The following is a 19,306-nucleotide window of genomic DNA, read 5'->3' on the forward strand; positions in this document are numbered from 1 at the left end:
TTCGAACCTCCGACCGCCTGGTTCGTAGCCAGGTACTCTATCCAGCTGAGCTAAGGACGCACATTTACATTGTCTAAATTGCTAATTTTAGACTCGCAAGAAATGGCGGTGAGGGAGGGATTCGAACCCTCGATGCAGCTACAAACCACATACTCCCTTAGCAGGGGAGCGCCTTCGGCCTCTCGGCCACCTCACCGTCTTGCGGAGGCACATATTACGTTTTACCGAAAATATGTCAAACACTTTATTGAAAAAAATTGGACAAAAACACTCAACCGTTTGCTATTTAATCAAAGCGCTTGCAAATTGAACTTATAAGATTCAAATCGCGCTTTTTCCCTTAAAAATTAAGGTGAAAGATTGGCAATAATAAACAGCCGAAAACAATTATCTAATTTCTCCAGCAGCAAGTGCTACCGCTGATGGCACAATACTACGGGATGCGTATTTTCGCCATAGGGGAAGCGAATAAATCTTGAGTTTTGCCAAACAAAATACAGAGCAACAGTTCTGTTCAACCTTGTCTGTATCTCGCAGCATCACAAAGCATTCACTTCACCACTTTGAGACCGATCCGTTATCCAACCCATCTATGTCCCAATCAGTGTTTCGGTTCCCCAAGATCAAAAAAGGCTAGCAACAATGCTAGCCTCTTCTCTACGCAAAAGTATTAGTAGTTGCCAGATGCAACGTTACCATTACCTTTTTCAGCTTGAATGCGCATGTAGATCTCTTCACGGTGAACAGATACTTCTTTAGGTGCGTTAACACCGATACGTACTTGGTTACCTTTAACGCCTAGTACAGTAACTGTTACTTCATCACCAATCATCAGTGTTTCGCCAACGCGGCGAGTCAAAATTAGCATTCTTTGCTCCTTGAGTAATCTCTAAATTTATCTAGCTACGAGAGCATTATCCAACAAAAGTTATATTTTCGTAAACTATCGATTGAGTTTATTTAACCAAAATGCACTTCTTTTTTAGGATAACCCTGTGTTTCACGCGCTACGATGTATGCATTGTGTAATATGTTAGCAGCCATATCGACTTGCGTTGGTGATATCACCAAAGTTAAAGACTGCTGCTGCAATAAGTGATGCTGTACATCAATTTCGCCTTCAGACAACAATCCATGTGAACTGACCACAATTTCTTGTGTTCGGCTTCCTACCACAGTTAACAAACTAACCTGTTCACTATTACGGATTTTCTCAGCAAAAACTAGTTTTAATTTGGCACTTATGTCTTGTTTAATAATGAGTGCTGCCCGTTCTGTTTCCTCGATCACACTACAGACTTCGATCCCCAACAGTTGGCAATGTGAAATGAAAGACGGTAAATCTTCATTCAAACACTCGATACGCACCATATCTCTTTGGATGGCGATGCCAGCAATATCATTCAAACACTGATTACCCGCGATCAATGTGCCCTCGCCTTGTTCAAAGCTTGAAAGCACTCGCAATGACACGTTGTGCTGCCATGCATACTGAACACAAGGAAGGTGCAATACCTTAGCGCCTCGGCGAGCCATCTCTTCCATAGAAGGAAAGTCTAAAGTATCTAATTTCTGAGATTGTTTTACGACTCTAGGGTCACAAGAGTAAACACCATCTACATCAGTATAGATCTGGCATTCTTTCGCCTGCAAGGCACCTGCAAGCGCGACCGCTGTAGTATCTGAACCACCGCGGCCTAATGTCGTGATATCACCTTTCGCATTGAATCCTTGAAAGCCTGCAACAATAACAATCTGGTTGTCATCTAGCAGAGCTTGAATCGGAGCAGTATCAATACGCTCAATCGCTGCATTATTATGATTAGAATCCGTGTGTATCTTGGCTTGATAGCCAGTCATCGATGTCGCTTCATAACCTAACTTGTGTAACGTCATTGCTAACAAGGCCATGGAAACTTGCTCGCCAGCCGTTAACAACACATCCAGTTCTCTAGCGTTTGGTACGCTATCAACTTGCGTGGCTAAATTAACTAACCGATTTGTTTCACCAGACATAGCAGAAACGACAACCACGATCTGGTTCCCTTCATTTTTCGCTTCAATGATTTTTTCTGCTACATGATGGATTCGTTCAATTGAACCCACCGACGTTCCACCAAATTTCTGCACGATAAGAGGCATTTTCACCCGTCCTCACCTTCCCAAGACCAATGTCTATATATGACAAAAAAACACATACTCCGCGTCAGGGCGAAGCAATAAAAAATTAACCAAGGAGTCTAACGCCACCATTAGACTTCTTGGTTAATCTCAATCAAACCTTGTTTAAACACACTTCCAATAGGCAAAATAAAAGATGCCCAATCAACTGATTGGGCATCTTTGTATCAATTACTTAAGCTTAAAGACGCTCTTCTAGCCAAGTACGCACAGATTTAAGCGCTTCTGGCAGTGCTGCAACGTCTGTACCGCCCGCTTGAGCCATATCTGGACGACCGCCGCCTTTACCGCCAACTTGCTCAGCAACCATCTTGACGAGATCACCCGCTTTTACTTTGCCGATTAGGTCTTTGGTTACACCAGCAATCAAGCCAACTTTACCGTCTGCTACGTTCGCGATCAGGATGATGCCGCTACCTACTTGGTTTTTAGCATTATCAACCATAGTACGTAGGTTCTTGTTGTCTGCGCCTTCAATTGCAGCAACCAAAACTTTAGTACCAGAGATGTCTTCTACTTTGCCCATGATGTTTGCGCTTTCTGCAGCAGCCATCTTTTCTTTAAGCAGTTGGATTTCTTTCTCTAGCGATTTCGCTTTCTTAGCTGACTCAGCCAGTTTCTCTTCGTAAGCGTTAGCTTGAGCTTCTACTGCATCTAGTGCAGCTTCACCTGTTACCGCTTCAATACGACGAATACCCGCAGCAATACCACCTTCAGAAGTGATCTTGAATAGGCCGATATCACCTGTGTTTGAAGCGTGGATACCACCACAAAGTTCAGTAGAGAAGTCGCCCATAGATAGAACGCGAACTTCATCATCGTACTTCTCGCCAAACAGTGCCATTGCACCTTTTTCTTTCGCTGACTCGATGTCCATGATGTTCGTTTCAATCACATGGTTCTTACGAACTTGTGCGTTAACTAGACGCTCTACTTCTTTAATCTGTGCTGGTGTTACCGCTTCAAGGTTAGAGAAGTCAAAACGTAGGTTGTCTGGCTTAACTAAAGAACCTTTCTGAGCAACGTGCTCACCTAGCACTTCGCGCAATGCAGAGTGAAGTAAGTGAGTGGCAGAGTGGTTTAGTGAGATAGCAGCTCGACGCTCAGCGTCAACCGTTGCTTCTACTTTATCGCCCTTAGCAAATACACCTTCAACTAGCTCACCGTGGTGCGCAAATGCGTTACCTAGCTTCTGAGTGTCTTGTACTTTGAAAAGACCCGACGCTGTTTTTAGTGTACCAGCATCACCACATTGACCGCCTGACTCAGCGTAGAATGGTGTCTCTTCAAGGATGATGATTGCTTTGTCGCCAGCCGATAGTGAAGCAACCTCTTCGCCGTCAACGAATAGCGCAGAGATTTCACCAGCACCTTCAGTTGCTGTGTAACCACAGAACTCAGTGTTGGTGTCTACTTTGATTGTCGCGTTGTAATCCGTGCCGAATTGGCCTGCTTCACGTGCACGCTTACGCTGTGCTTCCATCGCCTTCTCAAAGCCTTCTTCATCGATAGTAAAATCGCGTTCGCGAGCTACATCGTTAGTAAGGTCAGCTGGGAAGCCGTATGTATCGTAAAGTTTGAAAACTGTTTCGCCGTCAAGCTCTTTGCCTTCAAGTGCATCTAGTGCGTCATTAAGAATAACCATGCCGCGCTCTAGCGTACGACCAAAGTTCTCTTCCTCAATGCGAAGTACTTTTTCAACCAGCTCTTGCTGTTTCTTAAGTTCATCTGCCGCAGAGCCCATCACTTCAGCCAGTACGCCCACAAGTTTGTGGAAGAACACGCCTTGTGCGCCAAGCTTGTTACCGTGACGAACTGCACGACGGATGATACGACGTAGAACGTAGCCACGACCTTCGTTTGAAGGCATAACACCGTCAGCAATTAGGAATGAACAAGAACGGATGTGGTCAGCAATAACGCGTAGCGATTGGTTAGATAGATCGTCATGACCAACAACTTCCGCAGTCGCTTTGATTAGCTTTTGGAATACATCAATTTCGTAGTTAGAGTGAACGCCCTGCATGATTGCAGAAATACGCTCAATACCCATACCTGTATCTACAGCAGGCTTAGGTAGCGGTTCCATTGTGCCGTCAGCGTGACGGTTGAACTGCATGAATACGTTGTTCCAGATCTCGATGAAACGGTCACCATCTTCTTCAGGTGTACCAGGACGGCCGCCCCAGATGTGATCACCGTGATCGTAGAAGATTTCAGTACATGGACCACAAGGACCTGTGTCACCCATCGTCCAGAAGTTATCAGACTCGAACTGTTTACCGCCTTCTTTGTCGCCAATGCGAACGATACGGTCAGCAGGAACACCTACTTTCTTGTTCCAGATATCGAATGCTTCATCATCTGTCTCGTATACCGTTACCAGTAGACGATCTTTTGGCAGTTGAAGAGTTTCAGTCAGGAATTCCCAAGCAAATCCAATCGCTTCTTCTTTGAAGTAGTCGCCAAAGCTGAAGTTGCCTAGCATTTCGAAGAACGTGTGGTGACGAGCCGTGAAACCTACGTTTTCAAGGTCATTGTGTTTACCACCCGCACGTACACAACGCTGAGCCGTAGTTGCTCGAGTGTAGGCACGCTTTTCGGCGCCTAAGAAGCAATCTTTGAATTGGTTCATACCTGCGTTAGTGAATAGCAGGGTTGGATCGTTATGTGGAACTAACGATGAACTGTCTACGATTTGGTGTTCTTTGCTCTCAAAGAACTTAAGGAACGCGTTGCGAACCTCATCAGTGCTCATGTACATGCAGCTCTTCCTGAAAATAGTCGAGTTAGAATTTTGCCGTATTGTAGATCATGGTTAAGGCTTCGACTAGTTTTCTTGTAGAAAAGACACCCTTGGGCAGGATTTTAGTGGGAATTCGATAAAATGAAGAATATTCCACTATATCTTGCCGTGGAAAAGCAGAACTAAATTGACGACCTAGTACCGAAGAAACTCAGTCAACGAGAGAGATTTGACCAAAGACATGCTCGACGGAGCAGATCCAATAAAAAAGCCCCGCATAAAATATGCGAGGCTTTAAATTCTTTCAAAGCGGATGCTTCTTTCAAACATCCACTCTATAAAACGTGAGCTTATAGCTCTTCGTTTTCTTCTTCTTTCTCTACGTCTTTCTCTTCAAGAACAGCAGGAGTCAGTAGTAACTCACGAAGTTTAGTATCGATCTCTAGAGCAACTTCTGGGTTTTCACGTAGGTATTTACCAGCGTTAGCTTTACCTTGGCCGATCTTATCGCCTTTGTAGCTGTACCAAGCGCCTGCTTTTTCTACTAGCTTATTCTTAACACCTAAGTCGATAAGCTCACCTTCGCGGTTGAAGCCTTTACCGTAAAGGATTTGAGTCTCAGCTTGTTTGAATGGTGCAGCAATCTTGTTCTTAACGACCTTGATACGAGTTTCGTTACCAACAACTTCATCACCATCTTTAATCGCACCAGTACGGCGAATATCAAGACGAACAGATGCGTAGAACTTAAGTGCGTTACCACCTGTTGTTGTTTCTGGGTTACCGAACATCACACCAATTTTCATACGAATTTGGTTAATGAAGATAGCCATACAGTTAGACTGCTTAAGGTTACCCGTCAGCTTACGCATTGCTTGAGAAAGCATACGAGCCTGAAGACCCATGTGGCTGTCGCCCATTTCGCCTTCGATTTCTGCTTTTGGTGTTAGGGCTGCTACTGAGTCAATAACAAGAACGTCGATTGCACCTGAACGAGCCAGTGCATCACAGATTTCCAGCGCTTGCTCACCAGTATCTGGTTGAGAAACAAGAAGTGCATCGATATCAACACCAAGCTTTTGAGCGTAGATAGGGTCAAGTGCGTGCTCCGCATCAACGAATGCACACGTCTTTCCCACTTTCTGTGCTGCAGCAATAAGCTCAAGCGTTAGCGTTGTTTTACCTGATGATTCTGGACCGTAAACTTCTACGATACGTCCCATCGGTAGGCCACCAGCACCTAGTGCGATATCTAGAGATAGAGAACCTGTAGAAATAGTTTCTACGTCCATTGTGCGGTTATCACCAAGACGCATGATAGAACCTTTACCAAATTGCTTTTCAATCTGACCAAGGGCTGCGGCTAACGCTTTTTGTTTATTCTCGTCCATTTCTATCTCCACATAATCGGTTGTCTCAACAAGCGATCTAGAATCTATTTCTAACCCACATAGGGGTGACTAATTGGCTTTCATTATACTGTTGATTCATACAGTGTCTATACCTGTATGAAAATAATTTGTACAAATGTTACTTACCTTCCATTGATAGGTAATCATAAATAACTTGCAGGGCATGGTGCGTGGCTTGTTGGCGTACTTGTGATCTGTCGCCTGTAAATACATGCGTTTCTACTTTATCCCAGCCATTTAGCGCTTTCCACGCGAAGCATACTGTACCAACAGGCTTATCTTCGGTCGCGCCACCTGGGCCAGCGATGCCACTGATTGATACAGAGATCGTCCCGTTTGAATGTTGCAATGCCCCGCTCGCCATTTCTATTACGACAGGCTCACTCACGGCGCCGAACTCCATTAAGGTTTTAAGCTGTACACCGATCATCTCTTGTTTGGCTTCATTGCTGTACGTAACAAAAGCGCGATCAAACCATCCAGAGCTGCCCGCAATATCGGTGACTGCACTCGCGACACCTCCGCCAGTGCAAGATTCAGCCGTCACTAACACGTGTTTGTGTTTAGCGAGTAAATGTCCAAGCTGCTCACTAAGGTCTTGAGTCATCTGCATCATCTGCTTCCCTTTATTTACTGTCATATCATTTGGATTCGCATCTTTTCGCATCAGCCGCTTTTCGCACGAAACGCTTTCACGTATCCTAAGCCGCAATAGAAATAAACGAAAGAAGTTAACTGTGAAAGCCGATCAAAAACATACTCCCATGATGCAGCAGTATCTAAAACTGAAAGCAGAAAACCCAGAAATTCTGCTGTTCTACCGCATGGGCGATTTCTACGAGCTTTTCTACGATGACGCTAAAAAAGCCTCTCAACTCCTCGATATTTCACTGACTAAGCGTGGCTCATCAAATGGTGAACCGATTCCGATGGCAGGTGTTCCATACCATGCGGTTGAAGGATACCTTGCAAAGTTAGTGCAACTTGGTGAGTCCGTAGCAATTTGTGAACAGATTGGTAATCCAGCACTTTCAAAAGGCCCTGTTGAGCGCGCAGTAGTGCGTATCGTGACACCGGGTACCGTAACCGACGAAGCCTTGCTTTCTGAACGCGTTGATAACCTAATTGCAGCCATTTATCACCACAACGGTAAATTCGGTTATGCGACACTTGATATTACCTCTGGCCGATTCCAACTTTGCGAGCCAGAAACAGAAGAAGCGATGGCCGCTGAGCTACAAAGAACCTCTCCGCGTGAGCTGCTGTTCCCTGAAGATTTCGAACCCGTCGATTTAATGGCAAGCCGTAATGGCAACCGCCGCCGCCCTGTATGGGAATTTGAATTAGACACCGCTAAGCAGCAATTGAATAAGCAGTTTGGTACTCGCGATCTGGTTGGCTTTGGCGTAGAAAGCGCGAAACTGGGTCTATGTGCGGCTGGTTGTTTGATCCAATACGTGAAAGATACCCAACGTACTGCCCTCCCTCATATCCGTTCACTCACGATGGATAAACAAGATCACTCGGTGATCCTTGATGCTGCAACTCGTCGTAATTTGGAGATCACGCAAAATCTTGGGGGTGGTACTGATAACACCCTTGCCGAAGTACTTGATCACACTGCGACAGCAATGGGTAGCCGTATGCTTAAGCGTTGGTTACATCAACCAATGCGCAATATATCTGCACTCGATCAGCGCTTAGATGCAATTGGTGAAATGAAAGATTTGGCTCTATTCACAGAACTACAGCCAACCTTAAAACAGATTGGTGATATCGAACGTATTCTCGCTCGATTAGCACTTCGCTCTGCTCGCCCTCGCGATATGGCGCGTCTTCGCCAAGCAATGGAATATTTGCCAGAGCTTGCTGAAACACTGACGCAACTGAAGCACCCATACCTAACTCAACTTGCTCAATATGCTTCTCCTGTGGATGAGGTTTCTGAGCTGCTTGAACGTGCAATCAAAGAGAACCCACCGGTGGTTATCCGTGACGGTGGTGTGATTGCAGAAGGCTACAATGCCGAGTTAGACGAATGGCGCGACCTTGCAGCTGGCGCAACTGAATTTCTTGATAAGCTTGAGCAAGAAGAGCGTGAACGTCATGGCATCGACACGCTAAAAGTTGGCTACAACAACGTACATGGTTTCTTCATTCAAGTAAGCCGTGGGCAAAGCCATCTTGTGCCGCCACACTATGTTCGTCGTCAAACGCTGAAAAATGCTGAGCGTTACATCATTCCTGAGCTAAAAGAGCACGAAGACAAAGTACTTAACTCTAAGTCGAAAGCACTCGCTATCGAGAAACAGCTGTGGGAAGAGTTGTTTGACTTACTACTGCCGTATCTAGAGCGCCTACAAAATATCGCCTCTTCAGTATCTCAGCTTGATGTTCTACAGAACTTGGCTGAGCGTGCAGATACCCTTGATTACTGTCGTCCAACCATGACAGAGTCTGCTGGCGTACAAATTCAGGCCGGTCGTCACCCTGTTGTTGAACAAGTGATGGACGAACCTTTCATTGCTAACCCTATCGACCTGAATGATCAACGTAAGATGCTGATCATCACGGGTCCCAACATGGGTGGTAAATCGACCTACATGCGCCAAACGGCACTCATCGCATTGATGGCTCATATCGGTTGTTATGTTCCTGCAGAAAGCGCAACCATCGGCTCTATCGACCGTATCTTTACGCGTATTGGCGCATCCGATGATTTGGCTTCTGGCCGTTCAACCTTCATGGTTGAGATGACAGAAACCGCAAATATCCTGCACAATGCAACACCAAACAGCCTTGTGCTAATGGATGAAATCGGTCGTGGTACCAGTACTTACGATGGCCTGTCTCTGGCTTGGGCAAGTGCAGAGTGGCTAGCCAATCAAATCAATGCGATGACACTGTTTGCAACGCACTACTTTGAGCTAACTGAACTACCTAACCAACTTCCAACTTTAGCAAACGTACACTTAGATGCGGTTGAGCATGGTGATAGCATTGCCTTTATGCACGCAGTTCAAGAAGGTGCTGCAAGTAAATCTTATGGTCTAGCGGTTGCAGGTTTAGCTGGCGTACCGAAAGCAGTGATCAAGAATGCTCGTGCGAAGCTGACTCAGTTAGAAGCGTTAAGTATGGAGTCGCCAACATCGAAGCCAAGCGGTGTCGATATCGCAAACCAACTGAGCCTGATCCCAGAACCGAGTGAAGTAGAGCAAGCGCTAGCGAATGTTGATCCTGATGATCTAACTCCTCGCCAAGCATTAGAAGAACTTTACCGCTTGAAGAAGCTGCTTTAGTTTCTTACCAAGTAGCTTGTTATGGCCGTACTGCTATTTTGATTAGACGGCATGAAATACCAAAGCCACAAACAAAAAAACGCTGACTTAAAGTCAGCGTTTTTATTTGTCTTCTATTTAGAGAAGCATCATCCGTTCAATTAGTCGTTTTCTACGTTGAACAGGTTTTCCATATTCAGACCTTGCTTGATAAGAATCTCACGTAGACGGCGAAGACCTTCAACTTGGATTTGACGAACACGTTCACGAGTCAGGCTGATTTCGCGGCCCACTTCTTCTAATGTTGACGGTTCATAACCCAGTAGTCCAAAGCGACGCGCAAGCACCTCTTTCTGCTTAGGATTCAGCTCATCAAGCCAGAAAATCAACGAGTTCTTGATATCGCTATCTTGAGTTGAAACCTCAGGATCTGAATTATTGATGTCTGGAATAATATCCAACAGCGCTTTCTCACCGTCACCACCAATTGGCGTATCAACAGAGCTCACTCTTTCGTTTAGACGAAGCATCTTGCTCACATCACCAACCGGCTTATCTAGCTTAGAAGCAATTTCTTCTGCCGTTGGTTCATGGTCAAGCTTTTGTGATAGCTCTCTTGCAGTACGTAGGTAGATGTTCAGCTCTTTCACAACATGGATTGGCAAACGGATAGTGCGAGTCTGATTCATTAACGCACGTTCAATGGTTTGACGAATCCACCATGTCGCGTAAGTTGAGAAGCGGAAGCCACGCTCTGGATCAAACTTCTCTACGGCGCGAATCAAACCTAGGTTGCCTTCTTCGATTAGATCGAGAAGTGCAAGGCCGCGGTTGCTATAACGACGTGAAATTTTTACCACTAAACGCAGGTTACTTTCGATCATGCGTTTACGTGCTGCTTCATCACCGCGTAGAGCTCGACGTGCATATAGCACTTCTTCTTCAGCGGTTAGTAGTGGTGAGAAACCAATTTCGCCTAAGTAGAGTTGAGTGGCATCTAAACTTTTAGACGTAACTTCAACTTCTTCTTTCGCTTCGGTTTTCTTAGTGACTGTTCGTTTTGCTTTTCCAAGAGCTTCCGGTTCCGTGGTTGCTTGGTCAAGATCGAACTCTTCTTTGGTTACTGCATTGCTTATACTCATAACGCCTCCCCCTGGCGAAATTAGCATGACATTACAACTTCATATGTCGCTAAATGACTATGTCACTCCATACAATACGTAATTTTTGCATATTGTATTTAAGGTAAATATCGTTTTGGATTAACGGACTTACCTTGGTAACGAATCTCAAAGTGCAGCCTAACACTGCTGGCTCCAGAGCTTCCCATTGTTGCAATCTTCTGCCCTGGTTTCACACTTTGCCCTTCAGATACTAATAGTCGGTCGTTGTGCGCGTATGCACTTAAGTAATTATCATTGTGCTTCACAATCACTAGATTGCCGTAGCCTCGTAGTGCATTACCCGAATAAACAACCGTTCCCCCTGCAGTAGATACTATTGGCTGACCTCGCTGTCCTGCTATGTCTATGCCTTTATTTCCTTGTTCGCCTACAGAGAAACTCTTGATTACTCTCCCTTTAGTTGGCCATAACCATTTGGATACTTTATCACTTGTTGGTTTGGTGGGCGGTGTAACATTCTGTTTACCTTTAGAACCAACATACTCCTTTGATTTGGATTGTTCAACCTTCTTTGGTGGATCTTTTTTCACCACTTTGGTGGTAGTTTGAGCTGGAGCCGGTTTAGAGTTTTTGCTCTTTTGTGGTGTGGTTTTCGGTTTACTTGCCGCAGATGACGTTGTGGATGCGGCGACAGGCGCAGCAACTGCTGCTGCCGCTACCGTTGACTTACCATACGCTGGCGCGTTGTAGCTAGGACGCCATAACTTAAGCTTCTGCCCTGGGTGGATAGTGTAAGGAGCAGACAACTTGTTATAACCGATGAGGTCTTTAACGTCTTTATTGGTGACATAAGCAATGAAGTAAAGGGTGTCGCCTTTTTTAACTTCATAGTAACTGCCACGATAACTACCACGATCAATCGATGAGTAATTCTTGTTTAGGTTTGAAACGGGCGCAGGCGAATTCGCTGCACACCCAACAAGGGCACAGCTAAGCAGTAAAGTACTTCCTTTTAACAACTTCGAACGCATCGACTCTCTATCCACCTACACCATTAGTCTTTTATTAAGCTAGCTCACCAGGAACAAGAGGTACAAATCTCACCATCTCGATAACACTCGATAAAAACTCATCGCCGTGTCGAACGATCTTCAATAGTTGCTGTTCGTCATCACCGACTGGAATCAGTAAACGACCGCCATCTTTCAGCTGTTGCAGAAGCGCTTGAGGAATCGACTCTGCAGCGGCGGTGACAATAATCGCATCAAAAGGGGCTTTTGAAGACCAACCTTGCCAACCATCACCGTGCTTAGTTGAGATATTGTAGAAATCGAGTTGCTTCAACCTACGCTTGGCATCCCATTGTAGCGACTTTATTCTTTCAACCGAATACACATGATCAACAAGTTGAGCCAATACCGCAGTTTGGTAACCAGAACCCGTTCCGATCTCCAAGACACGGCTATCTTGTTGTAATTCAAGTAGCTCTGTCATTTTAGCAACAATGTATGGCTGTGAGATTGTCTGACCCTGACCGATAGGCAGCGCATTATTATCATAGGCTTGGTGATACATCGCCTGTGATAAAAAGCTCTCTCTCGGCAGTTGGTAAATCGCATCAAGAACCTTTTGATCCTGAATACCATTTTCAATCAGGAAAGTAATTAAACGCTCAGCTTGCGGATTACTCACTTACTTCTCCCCTAACCATGTTGCCATCGCACCCAACGACTCATGCGCCGTCAGATCAACCTGCAACGGTGTTACCGACACAAAGCCATGCTCAATCGCGTAAAAATCGGTACCTTCACCGGCATCTTGCTCTTTACCCGGAGGGCCAAGCCAATAGATATCGTGACCACGCGGGTCTTTTTGCTTGATCATATCTTCAGCGTGATGACGAGCACCTAAGCGCGTCACCTGAGTACCAGACAATTGTTCTAAGGCTAAATCAGGAACGTTTACGTTCAACAAGCGGTTGGTCGGGATTGGGTTTGCTAAATGTTGTTCGACAATACGACGAGCAATCGCTGCCGCTGTCTTAAAATGTTTTTTTCCCACCAGAGAAAACGCTACCGATTGAACGCCTAGAAAATGCCCTTCCATTGCTGCAGCCACCGTGCCGGAATAAAGCACGTCATCACCCAGGTTAGCACCGTGATTAATGCCCGTTAATACCAGATCAGGCATGTCATTCTTTAGCAGTTCGTTTAACGCAAAATGCACACAGTCGGTCGGTGTTCCTTGTACCGAATAGGTATTTTCAGTAATCTCTTGAACACGCAGAGGCTGTTCTAAAGTTAATGAATTTGACGCACCCGAGCGATTACGGTCAGGGGCAACAATGATAACGTCAGCAAGATCACGTAGCTCATTTGCCAGCTCATGAATACCTTGAGCGTGCACACCATCATCATTGCTGAGTAAAATCTTCATCTTGTATCCTTTCTTTTGTTCCCATGCTAAGCCAAGTCACTTAAATTCCAATATCAAGTGACTCAGCTCCAAGCAGAATCGTTATTGCTCGTAGGTTCTCTCTACGTGTACTTCTTCAACCAACTCTCGAACGATAGCGGTTGCGAAACAACCTGCGTCTAGAGAGAACTTAAGAGTGACATTATCTTCGTTCACTTCCCAAGTTAAATCGGTTGGTTTTAACGATGCTTCACGACGGTCATGGCGCATGCGGTTACCGCGAATCAGCGCCATTAGGTCAGGTTCAGAATCAAGATGTTTTTGCTCTAACGCTTGAGACTCATCAGTCGTTGGCAAAGTATTATCGCCAGCCAAAGCAACAGTAACCCATGCAGCGCCATTCGCGATGTCTTGGTTTACTGCTTCGATATTGTCCGCAGTTACCGCTAGTTGAGCGCCATCTTTCATGACAATATCGCCAACCAATGCCGATGCAAACGCATCTTGCTCAATACGGTCCGACAGGATCAGGTTGTAAATCCACGAGCGAGCCGCAGAAAGGTACAAGCTGCGCTTATTCTGGTTACGAGTACGAACGTTATCACGGCCCCAACGACGAGCTTCAGATAAGTTGTTACCTTCATTACCAAAACGCTGAGCACCGAAGTAATTTGGCACACCGACTTGAGCGACTTTTTCCAAACGTTTTACGACATCATCACAGTCTGTTACTTCAGACAAAGTCAGCTCGAATTGGTTGCCAACTAAATCACCCGGACGTAACTTTTTGTTGTGTCTTGCTGTCGCCAAGATCTCAATGCTTGGGTACTGTGCTAAGAACCCTGAAAAGTCAGGCTCACCTTTTGGTAGGTGTACACTCAACCACTGCTCTGTCACAGCGTGGCGGTCTTTCAAACCCGCCCAGCTCACGTCTTTCGACTTAACACCGCAAGCTTTAGCCAGCTCATTGGCCACGAAGCTCGTGTTCTCACCCGTTTTACGGATGCGAACCATGAGATGCTCGCCTTCGCCGGTAAATTCAAAACCCAAGTCTTCATTAACGACAAAGTGTTCGGCTTTTGCTTTTAGTTTTGCTTTCGCAGTTGGTTTACCGTTTAGATAAGCCAATGAAGATAAAATATCTGACATGCTGTTCTTTTCGTGTTGGTGCTTACGCACTTTTGGTAATTAGGACCACCGCTTCACATGCGATGCCCTCTTTGCGACCTGTAAAACCTAAACGCTCTGTGGTCGTCGCTTTTACATTCACATTACTGATGCTGGTTTCTAAGTCTTGTGCAATAGCTTGGCACATAGAGTCTATATGAGGCGCCATTTTTGGTGCTTGCGCCATGATAGTAATATCGGCATTACCAATCACGTAGCCTTGCTCTTTTACTCGACGATAAACATCTTTCAATAGCTCTCGACTGTCTGCACCTTTCCACTCATCATCAGTGTCTGGGAAATGACGTCCAATATCACCCGCAGCAATCGCACCTAATAGAGCGTCACATAACGCATGTAGGGCAACATCACCGTCTGAGTGTGCAATAAGACCTTGTTCATAAGGGACGCTCACGCCACCAATAATTACCGGGCCTTCACCACCAAACTTATGTACATCAAAGCCATGGCCAATACGAATCATCATTATTCCTTATTCTGACTTAAATAGAACTCAGCGAGCGCTAAATCTTCTGGCTGAGTAATCTTAAAATTATCTGAACGCCCAGCGATTAATGCGGGCGATAAACCTTTCCACTCAAAGGCTGAAGCTTCATCGGTAATTGAAACACCTTGTTGAAGCGCCTCACTTAATGTATTCCAGAGAGGTTCTGCTCTAAACATTTGCGGCGTCAGTGCGTGCCATAGATCAGCTCGTTCAACGGTATGCTCAATCTGCCCTTGGGCACCTCGCTTCATCGTGTCACGAACGGGCGCGGCCAAAATAGCCCCGACATCGTGGTTCATCGCGCCTGAAATCAACTTATCGATGTCACCCAACTGGACACAAGGTCTTGCAGCATCGTGCACCATTACCCACTCACCGAGCTGTTGCTCTGCAATGTAATCTAAAGCAGAGAGTACGGAGTCCGCTCTTTCGCTTCCACCCGACACTCTGATCACTTGTGGGTTCTGATTTAGAGCAAGCTCTGGGTAGTATGGGTCATCATCGCTAATCGCGACGATAATTTGAGAGACTTGTGGATGAGACAATAATTTATCTACGGTGTGCTCTAAAATCGTTGAGCCGTTAATCTTGAGATATTGCTTAGGGCGGTCTGCCTTCATTCGGCTACCGACGCCCGCCGCAGGTACAACGGCAATCACGCTTTGAAGTTGAGTCGACATTAATGGGATTCCTCACCAATGATGCGATAAAACGTTTCACCTTCTTTGACCATTCCAAGTTCATGACGTGCGCGTTCTTCTATCGCGTCTAAGCCTTGGCGTAGATCGTCAATTTCAGCAAACATTTCTGCATTTCGAATATGCAGCTTTTCATTTACTTGCTGTTGAACTTGGATTTCGTTGTTCACACCGTAGTAATCAGAGATACCATTTTTACCGAGCCACAGTGTGTGTTGTAGCCAGCCAAACACTATGAGCAGTACTAAAGCAAAAATTCGCATAACACCTTTCGCCGGTTGAAAAAGAAGGAACTAGAATAAGGCACATATATACCATAATGAGCTTATTGGTGCGAGATATGTGGTGTCAGGGAATCAATAAGTCGGGGAGTCATTGTCAGGAAAACAATGAGATTCCCTACTCCTTCCTTCGTCAGTCTAGGGAATGACGAACTTTATATGTGACAAGGAGGAGCTTTAGAGCCTAGAGCTTCTTTCATTCAGTTTTCTACAGACAAAAAAATGCCCCGCATAAGCGAGGCATTCAAAAGTATTAGTGCATAATTCTAACTAGTTGGTGCTGTAGCAAGGCAACAAAGAAGATTCAGCTATGGAGCATAGTTTCCTATGTGACTTAGTGAATCTTCTGCAGTTAACGCAGCTACAGTGCCAAATAGGACGAATTATTGACCTTTAACTTCTTTAAGACCGTTGTAAGGAGCTTTAGAACCTAGAGCTTCTTCGATACGGATAAGTTGGTTGTACTTAGCAACACGGTCAGAACGGCTCATAGAACCAGTTTTGATTTGACCTGCAGCTGTACCTACCGCTAGATCAGCGATAGTTGCATCTTCAGTTTCGCCAGAACGGTGAGAGATTACTGCAGTGTAGCCAGCGTCTTTAGCCATCTTGATAGCAGCTAGAGTCTCTGTTAGAGAACCGATTTGGTTGAACTTGATAAGGATAGAGTTAGCTACGCCTTTCTCGATACCTTCAGCAAGAATCTTAGTGTTTGTAACGAACAGATCGTCACCAACGATTTGAAGCTTGTCGCCTAGAAGTTCAGTTTGGTGCTTGAAGCCATCCCAATCTGACTCGTCAAGACCGTCTTCGATAGAAACGATTGGGAAGTTGTTCGCTAGCTCAGCTAGGTAGTGGTTGAACTCTTCAGAAGTGAAAGTTTTACCTTCGCCCTTCATGTTGTAGATGCCAGCTTCTTTGTCGAAAAACTCAGATGCTGCACAGTCCATAGCAAGAGTAACGTCTTTACCTAGTTCGTAACCAGCAGCTGCAACAGCTTCTGCGATAACTTCTAGAGCTTCAGCGTTAGACTTAAGGTTAGGAGCGAAACCACCTTCATCACCAACTGCAGTGCTGTAGCCTTTAGACTTAAGAACTTTAGCTAGGTTGTGGAATACTTCAGCGCCGATACGTAGACCTTCTTTAAGAGTTTTAGCGCCAACTGGTTGGATCATGAACTCTTGGATGTCAACGTTGTTATCTGCGTGCTCACCACCGTTGATGATGTTCATCATTGGTAGAGGCATAGAGAACTGACCAGCAGTACCGTTTAGCTCAGCGATGTGCTCGTATAGAGGCATGCCTTTCGCAGCAGCAGCAGCTTTTGCGTTAGCTAGAGATACAGCTAGGATAGCGTTCGCGCCGAACTTAGACTTGTTATCAGTACCGTCTAGGTCAAGCATGATTTGGTCAACGTCAGCTTGTGCTTTAGCGTCAGTACCAACTAGAGCTTCAGCGATTGGGCCGTTTACAGCTTCAATAGCTTTAAGAACACCTTTACCTAGGAAACGTGATTTGTCGCCGTCACGTAGCTCAAGAGCTTCGCGAGAACCAGTAGATGCGCCAGATGGAGCAGCAGCCATACCTACGAAACCGCCTTCTAGGTGTACTTCAGCTTCTACAGTTGGGTTACCACGTGAATCGATGATTTCACGACCTAGAACTTTAACGATCTTAGACATTGAATGTTTCCTTCTCGTTGAATATATAAATGTCAAATTTAAAGGTAGCAGCACAACTTACGCAGCTACCTGTATTCCTTTTTACTTCTCTAACTCGCCGCGCTGGAACTCACCAGCCGCTTTAACGAAACCTGCAAACAATGGGTGACCATCGCGAGGTGTTGAAGTGAACTCTGGGTGGAATTGAGCAGCAACGAACCATGGGTGGTTCGGGTTCTCAATAACTTCAACCAGTTTCTTGTCCGCAGATAGACCCGATACTTTTAGGCCCGCTTTTTCGATTTGTGGACGAAGATTGTTGTTCACTTCGTAACGGTGACGGTGACGTTCATGGATCGTCGCGCTACCGTATAATTCGTAAGCTTTCGTCCCTTTCGCTAGGTGACAAAGCTGTGAACCAAGACGCATTGTGCCGCCAAGGTCAGATGTTTCTGTACGCTCTTCAACTTTACCTTCGCCATCAGTCCACTCAGTGATAAGACCAACAACTGGGTACTTAGTTTCAGTACAGAATTCAGAAGAGTGTGCCCCTTCCATTTTCGCAACGTTACGAGCGTACTCGATAAGTGCTACTTGCATACCTAGACAGATACCTAAGTACGGTACTTTGTTTTCACGAGCGTATTGAGCAGCAAGAATCTTACCTTCAACACCACGGTCACCAAAGCCACCAGGAACTAGGATTGCATCTAGGCCTTCTAAAACCTCTACGCCACGAGACTCAACATCTTGTGAATCTACGTATTTAATATTAACGCTTAGGCGGTTTTTCAAGCCTGCGTGTTTTAGCGCTTCATTTACTGATTTGTATGCGTCTGGCAGTTCAATGTACTTGCCAACCATACCAATCGTCACTTCACCCGTTGGGTTAGCTTCTTCGTAAATTACTTGTTCCCATTCAGACAGATCTGCTTCTGGAGCTGTGATGCCGAAACGCTTACATACAAGTTCATCAGTGCCTTGAGCTTTAATAAGCTGAGGGATCTTGTAGATAGAGTCAACATCGCGCATAGAAATAACTGCATTTTCTTGCACATTACAGAACAGAGCAATTTTCTTACGCTCGTTCGAAGGAATGTTGCGGTCTGAACGACAAACTAGGATGTCTGGCTGAATACCAATAGACAGTAACTCTTTTACAGAGTGTTGCGTTGGCTTAGTTTTCACTTCGCCCGCAGCTGCTAGGTATGGCACTAGAGTAAGGTGCATGAACATTGCGCGTTCACGGCCTAGTTCTACTGCTAGCTGACGAATCGCTTCCATGAATGGTAGAGATTCGATATCACCAACCGTACCACCAACTTCAACGATCGCGATATCGTGGCCAGCTGCGCCAGAAATAACACGCTCTTTGATAGAGTTAGTGATGTGTGGGATAACCTGAATTGTTGCACCTAGGTAATCACCGCGACGCTCTTTTGCTAGTACGTCTGAGTAAACACGACCTGCAGTGAAGTTGTTACGCTTAGTCATCTTGGTGCGAATGAATCGCTCATAGTGACCAAGGTCAAGGTCTGTTTCAGCGCCATCTTCCGTAACGAACACTTCACCGTGCTGAGTCGGGCTCATAGTGCCTGGATCAACGTTGATGTAAGGGTCAAGCTTCATCATAGTCACTTTAAGACCACGAGCTTCTAAAATAGCCGCAAGAGATGCTGCAGCAATACCTTTACCTAGAGAGGATACAACCCCGCCAGTAACAAAAATGTAATTTGTCGTCATGTTTAACCTGAAATTGGTTGAATGAGGGAAATGGACTACTTCTGGACGGGATGAAAATATACCAGAAGCCCCTTATCGCCACAACGTGAAAT

At 45.4% G+C, this 19,306-nt stretch carries 16 protein-coding genes and 1 tRNA gene; 1 reads left to right on the forward strand and 16 read right to left on the reverse strand.

Features of this window, described 5'->3' with window-relative positions; all coding sequences use genetic code 11:
- Positions 1–103 precede the first annotated feature (103 nt).
- From AB6E54_RS16735 to pncC, 6 genes are all read right to left on the reverse strand, one after another.
- Positions 104–196 (reverse strand) — tRNA-Ser (locus AB6E54_RS16735).
- 474 nt (positions 197–670) lie between these two features.
- Entirely contained in the window at positions 671–868 is a 198-nt protein-coding gene (csrA, locus tag AB6E54_RS16740) for a carbon storage regulator CsrA (RefSeq protein ID WP_004415691.1), read from the reverse strand.
- A 92-nt stretch (positions 869–960) separates the two neighbouring features.
- Complete coding sequence (locus AB6E54_RS16745) at positions 961–2,142, reverse strand: aspartate kinase (protein WP_017063224.1); 1,182 nt, start codon at positions 2,140–2,142, stop codon at positions 961–963.
- A gap of 220 nt (positions 2,143–2,362) precedes the next feature.
- Complete coding sequence (gene alaS / locus AB6E54_RS16750; protein WP_102333129.1) at positions 2,363–4,945, reverse strand: alanine--tRNA ligase; 2,583 nt, start codon at positions 4,943–4,945, stop codon at positions 2,363–2,365.
- 332 nt (positions 4,946–5,277) lie between these two features.
- On the reverse strand, positions 5,278–6,318 hold the full coding sequence (gene recA, locus AB6E54_RS16755) for a recombinase RecA (RefSeq protein ID WP_017056586.1): 1,041 nt from the start codon (positions 6,316–6,318) through the stop codon (positions 5,278–5,280).
- Between the two features lie 139 nt (positions 6,319–6,457).
- Positions 6,458–6,952, reverse strand: a complete 495-nt coding sequence (gene pncC, locus AB6E54_RS16760; protein WP_029235458.1) for a nicotinamide-nucleotide amidase — start codon at positions 6,950–6,952, stop codon at positions 6,458–6,460.
- A 124-nt stretch (positions 6,953–7,076) separates the two neighbouring features.
- On the opposite strand from pncC, the gene mutS reads away from it, so the two are divergent.
- Positions 7,077–9,638, forward strand: a complete 2,562-nt coding sequence (gene mutS, locus AB6E54_RS16765) for a DNA mismatch repair protein MutS (protein WP_017059026.1) — start codon at positions 7,077–7,079, stop codon at positions 9,636–9,638.
- Positions 9,639–9,778: 140 nt separating this feature from the next.
- On the opposite strand, the gene rpoS is transcribed toward mutS, so the two are convergent.
- The 10 genes from rpoS to AB6E54_RS16815 form a co-directional block, all read right to left on the reverse strand.
- Positions 9,779–10,759, reverse strand: coding sequence for an RNA polymerase sigma factor RpoS (gene rpoS / locus AB6E54_RS16770; RefSeq protein WP_017059027.1), 981 nt, complete (start codon positions 10,757–10,759; stop codon positions 9,779–9,781).
- A 98-nt stretch (positions 10,760–10,857) separates the two neighbouring features.
- Positions 10,858–11,772 (reverse strand): murein hydrolase activator NlpD, encoded by a 915-nt coding sequence (gene nlpD / locus AB6E54_RS16775; RefSeq protein WP_017059028.1) that lies wholly within the window; start codon positions 11,770–11,772, stop codon positions 10,858–10,860.
- 34 nt (positions 11,773–11,806) lie between these two features.
- Positions 11,807–12,433 carry a protein-L-isoaspartate(D-aspartate) O-methyltransferase gene (locus AB6E54_RS16780; RefSeq protein ID WP_017059029.1) on the reverse strand — a complete coding sequence of 209 codons (627 nt, stop codon included), beginning with the start codon at positions 12,431–12,433 and terminating at the stop codon, positions 11,807–11,809.
- Positions 12,434–13,177, reverse strand: coding sequence for a 5'/3'-nucleotidase SurE (surE, locus tag AB6E54_RS16785; protein WP_017059030.1), 744 nt, complete (start codon positions 13,175–13,177; stop codon positions 12,434–12,436).
- 81 nt (positions 13,178–13,258) lie between these two features.
- Entirely contained in the window at positions 13,259–14,305 is a 1,047-nt protein-coding gene (gene truD, locus AB6E54_RS16790; RefSeq protein WP_102333130.1) for a tRNA pseudouridine(13) synthase TruD, read from the reverse strand.
- A 22-nt stretch (positions 14,306–14,327) separates the two neighbouring features.
- Complete coding sequence (gene ispF / locus AB6E54_RS16795) at positions 14,328–14,807, reverse strand: 2-C-methyl-D-erythritol 2,4-cyclodiphosphate synthase (protein ID WP_017067356.1); 480 nt, start codon at positions 14,805–14,807, stop codon at positions 14,328–14,330.
- 2 nt (positions 14,808–14,809) lie between these two features.
- Positions 14,810–15,511: a 2-C-methyl-D-erythritol 4-phosphate cytidylyltransferase gene (ispD, locus tag AB6E54_RS16800; protein WP_102333131.1), complete on the reverse strand. Its 702-nt coding sequence runs from the start codon at positions 15,509–15,511 to the stop codon at positions 14,810–14,812.
- Entirely contained in the window at positions 15,511–15,792 is a 282-nt protein-coding gene (ftsB, locus tag AB6E54_RS16805; RefSeq protein ID WP_010435786.1) for a cell division protein FtsB, read from the reverse strand. The genes ispD and ftsB overlap by 1 nt, the downstream gene beginning before the upstream one ends.
- A 401-nt stretch (positions 15,793–16,193) precedes the next feature.
- The gene (gene eno / locus AB6E54_RS16810; RefSeq protein WP_017059033.1) at positions 16,194–17,492 is read right to left on the reverse strand and encodes a phosphopyruvate hydratase; all 1,299 of its coding nucleotides are present in this window, start codon (positions 17,490–17,492) and stop codon (positions 16,194–16,196) included.
- 81 nt (positions 17,493–17,573) lie between these two features.
- The gene (locus AB6E54_RS16815; RefSeq protein ID WP_017063214.1) at positions 17,574–19,214 is read right to left on the reverse strand and encodes a CTP synthase; all 1,641 of its coding nucleotides are present in this window, start codon (positions 19,212–19,214) and stop codon (positions 17,574–17,576) included.
- Positions 19,215–19,306 lie beyond the last annotated feature (92 nt).

The organism is Vibrio sp. 10N.247.311.49, from assembly GCF_041467655.1.
Taxonomy (GTDB): Bacteria; Pseudomonadota; Gammaproteobacteria; order Enterobacterales; family Vibrionaceae; genus Vibrio; species Vibrio crassostreae_C.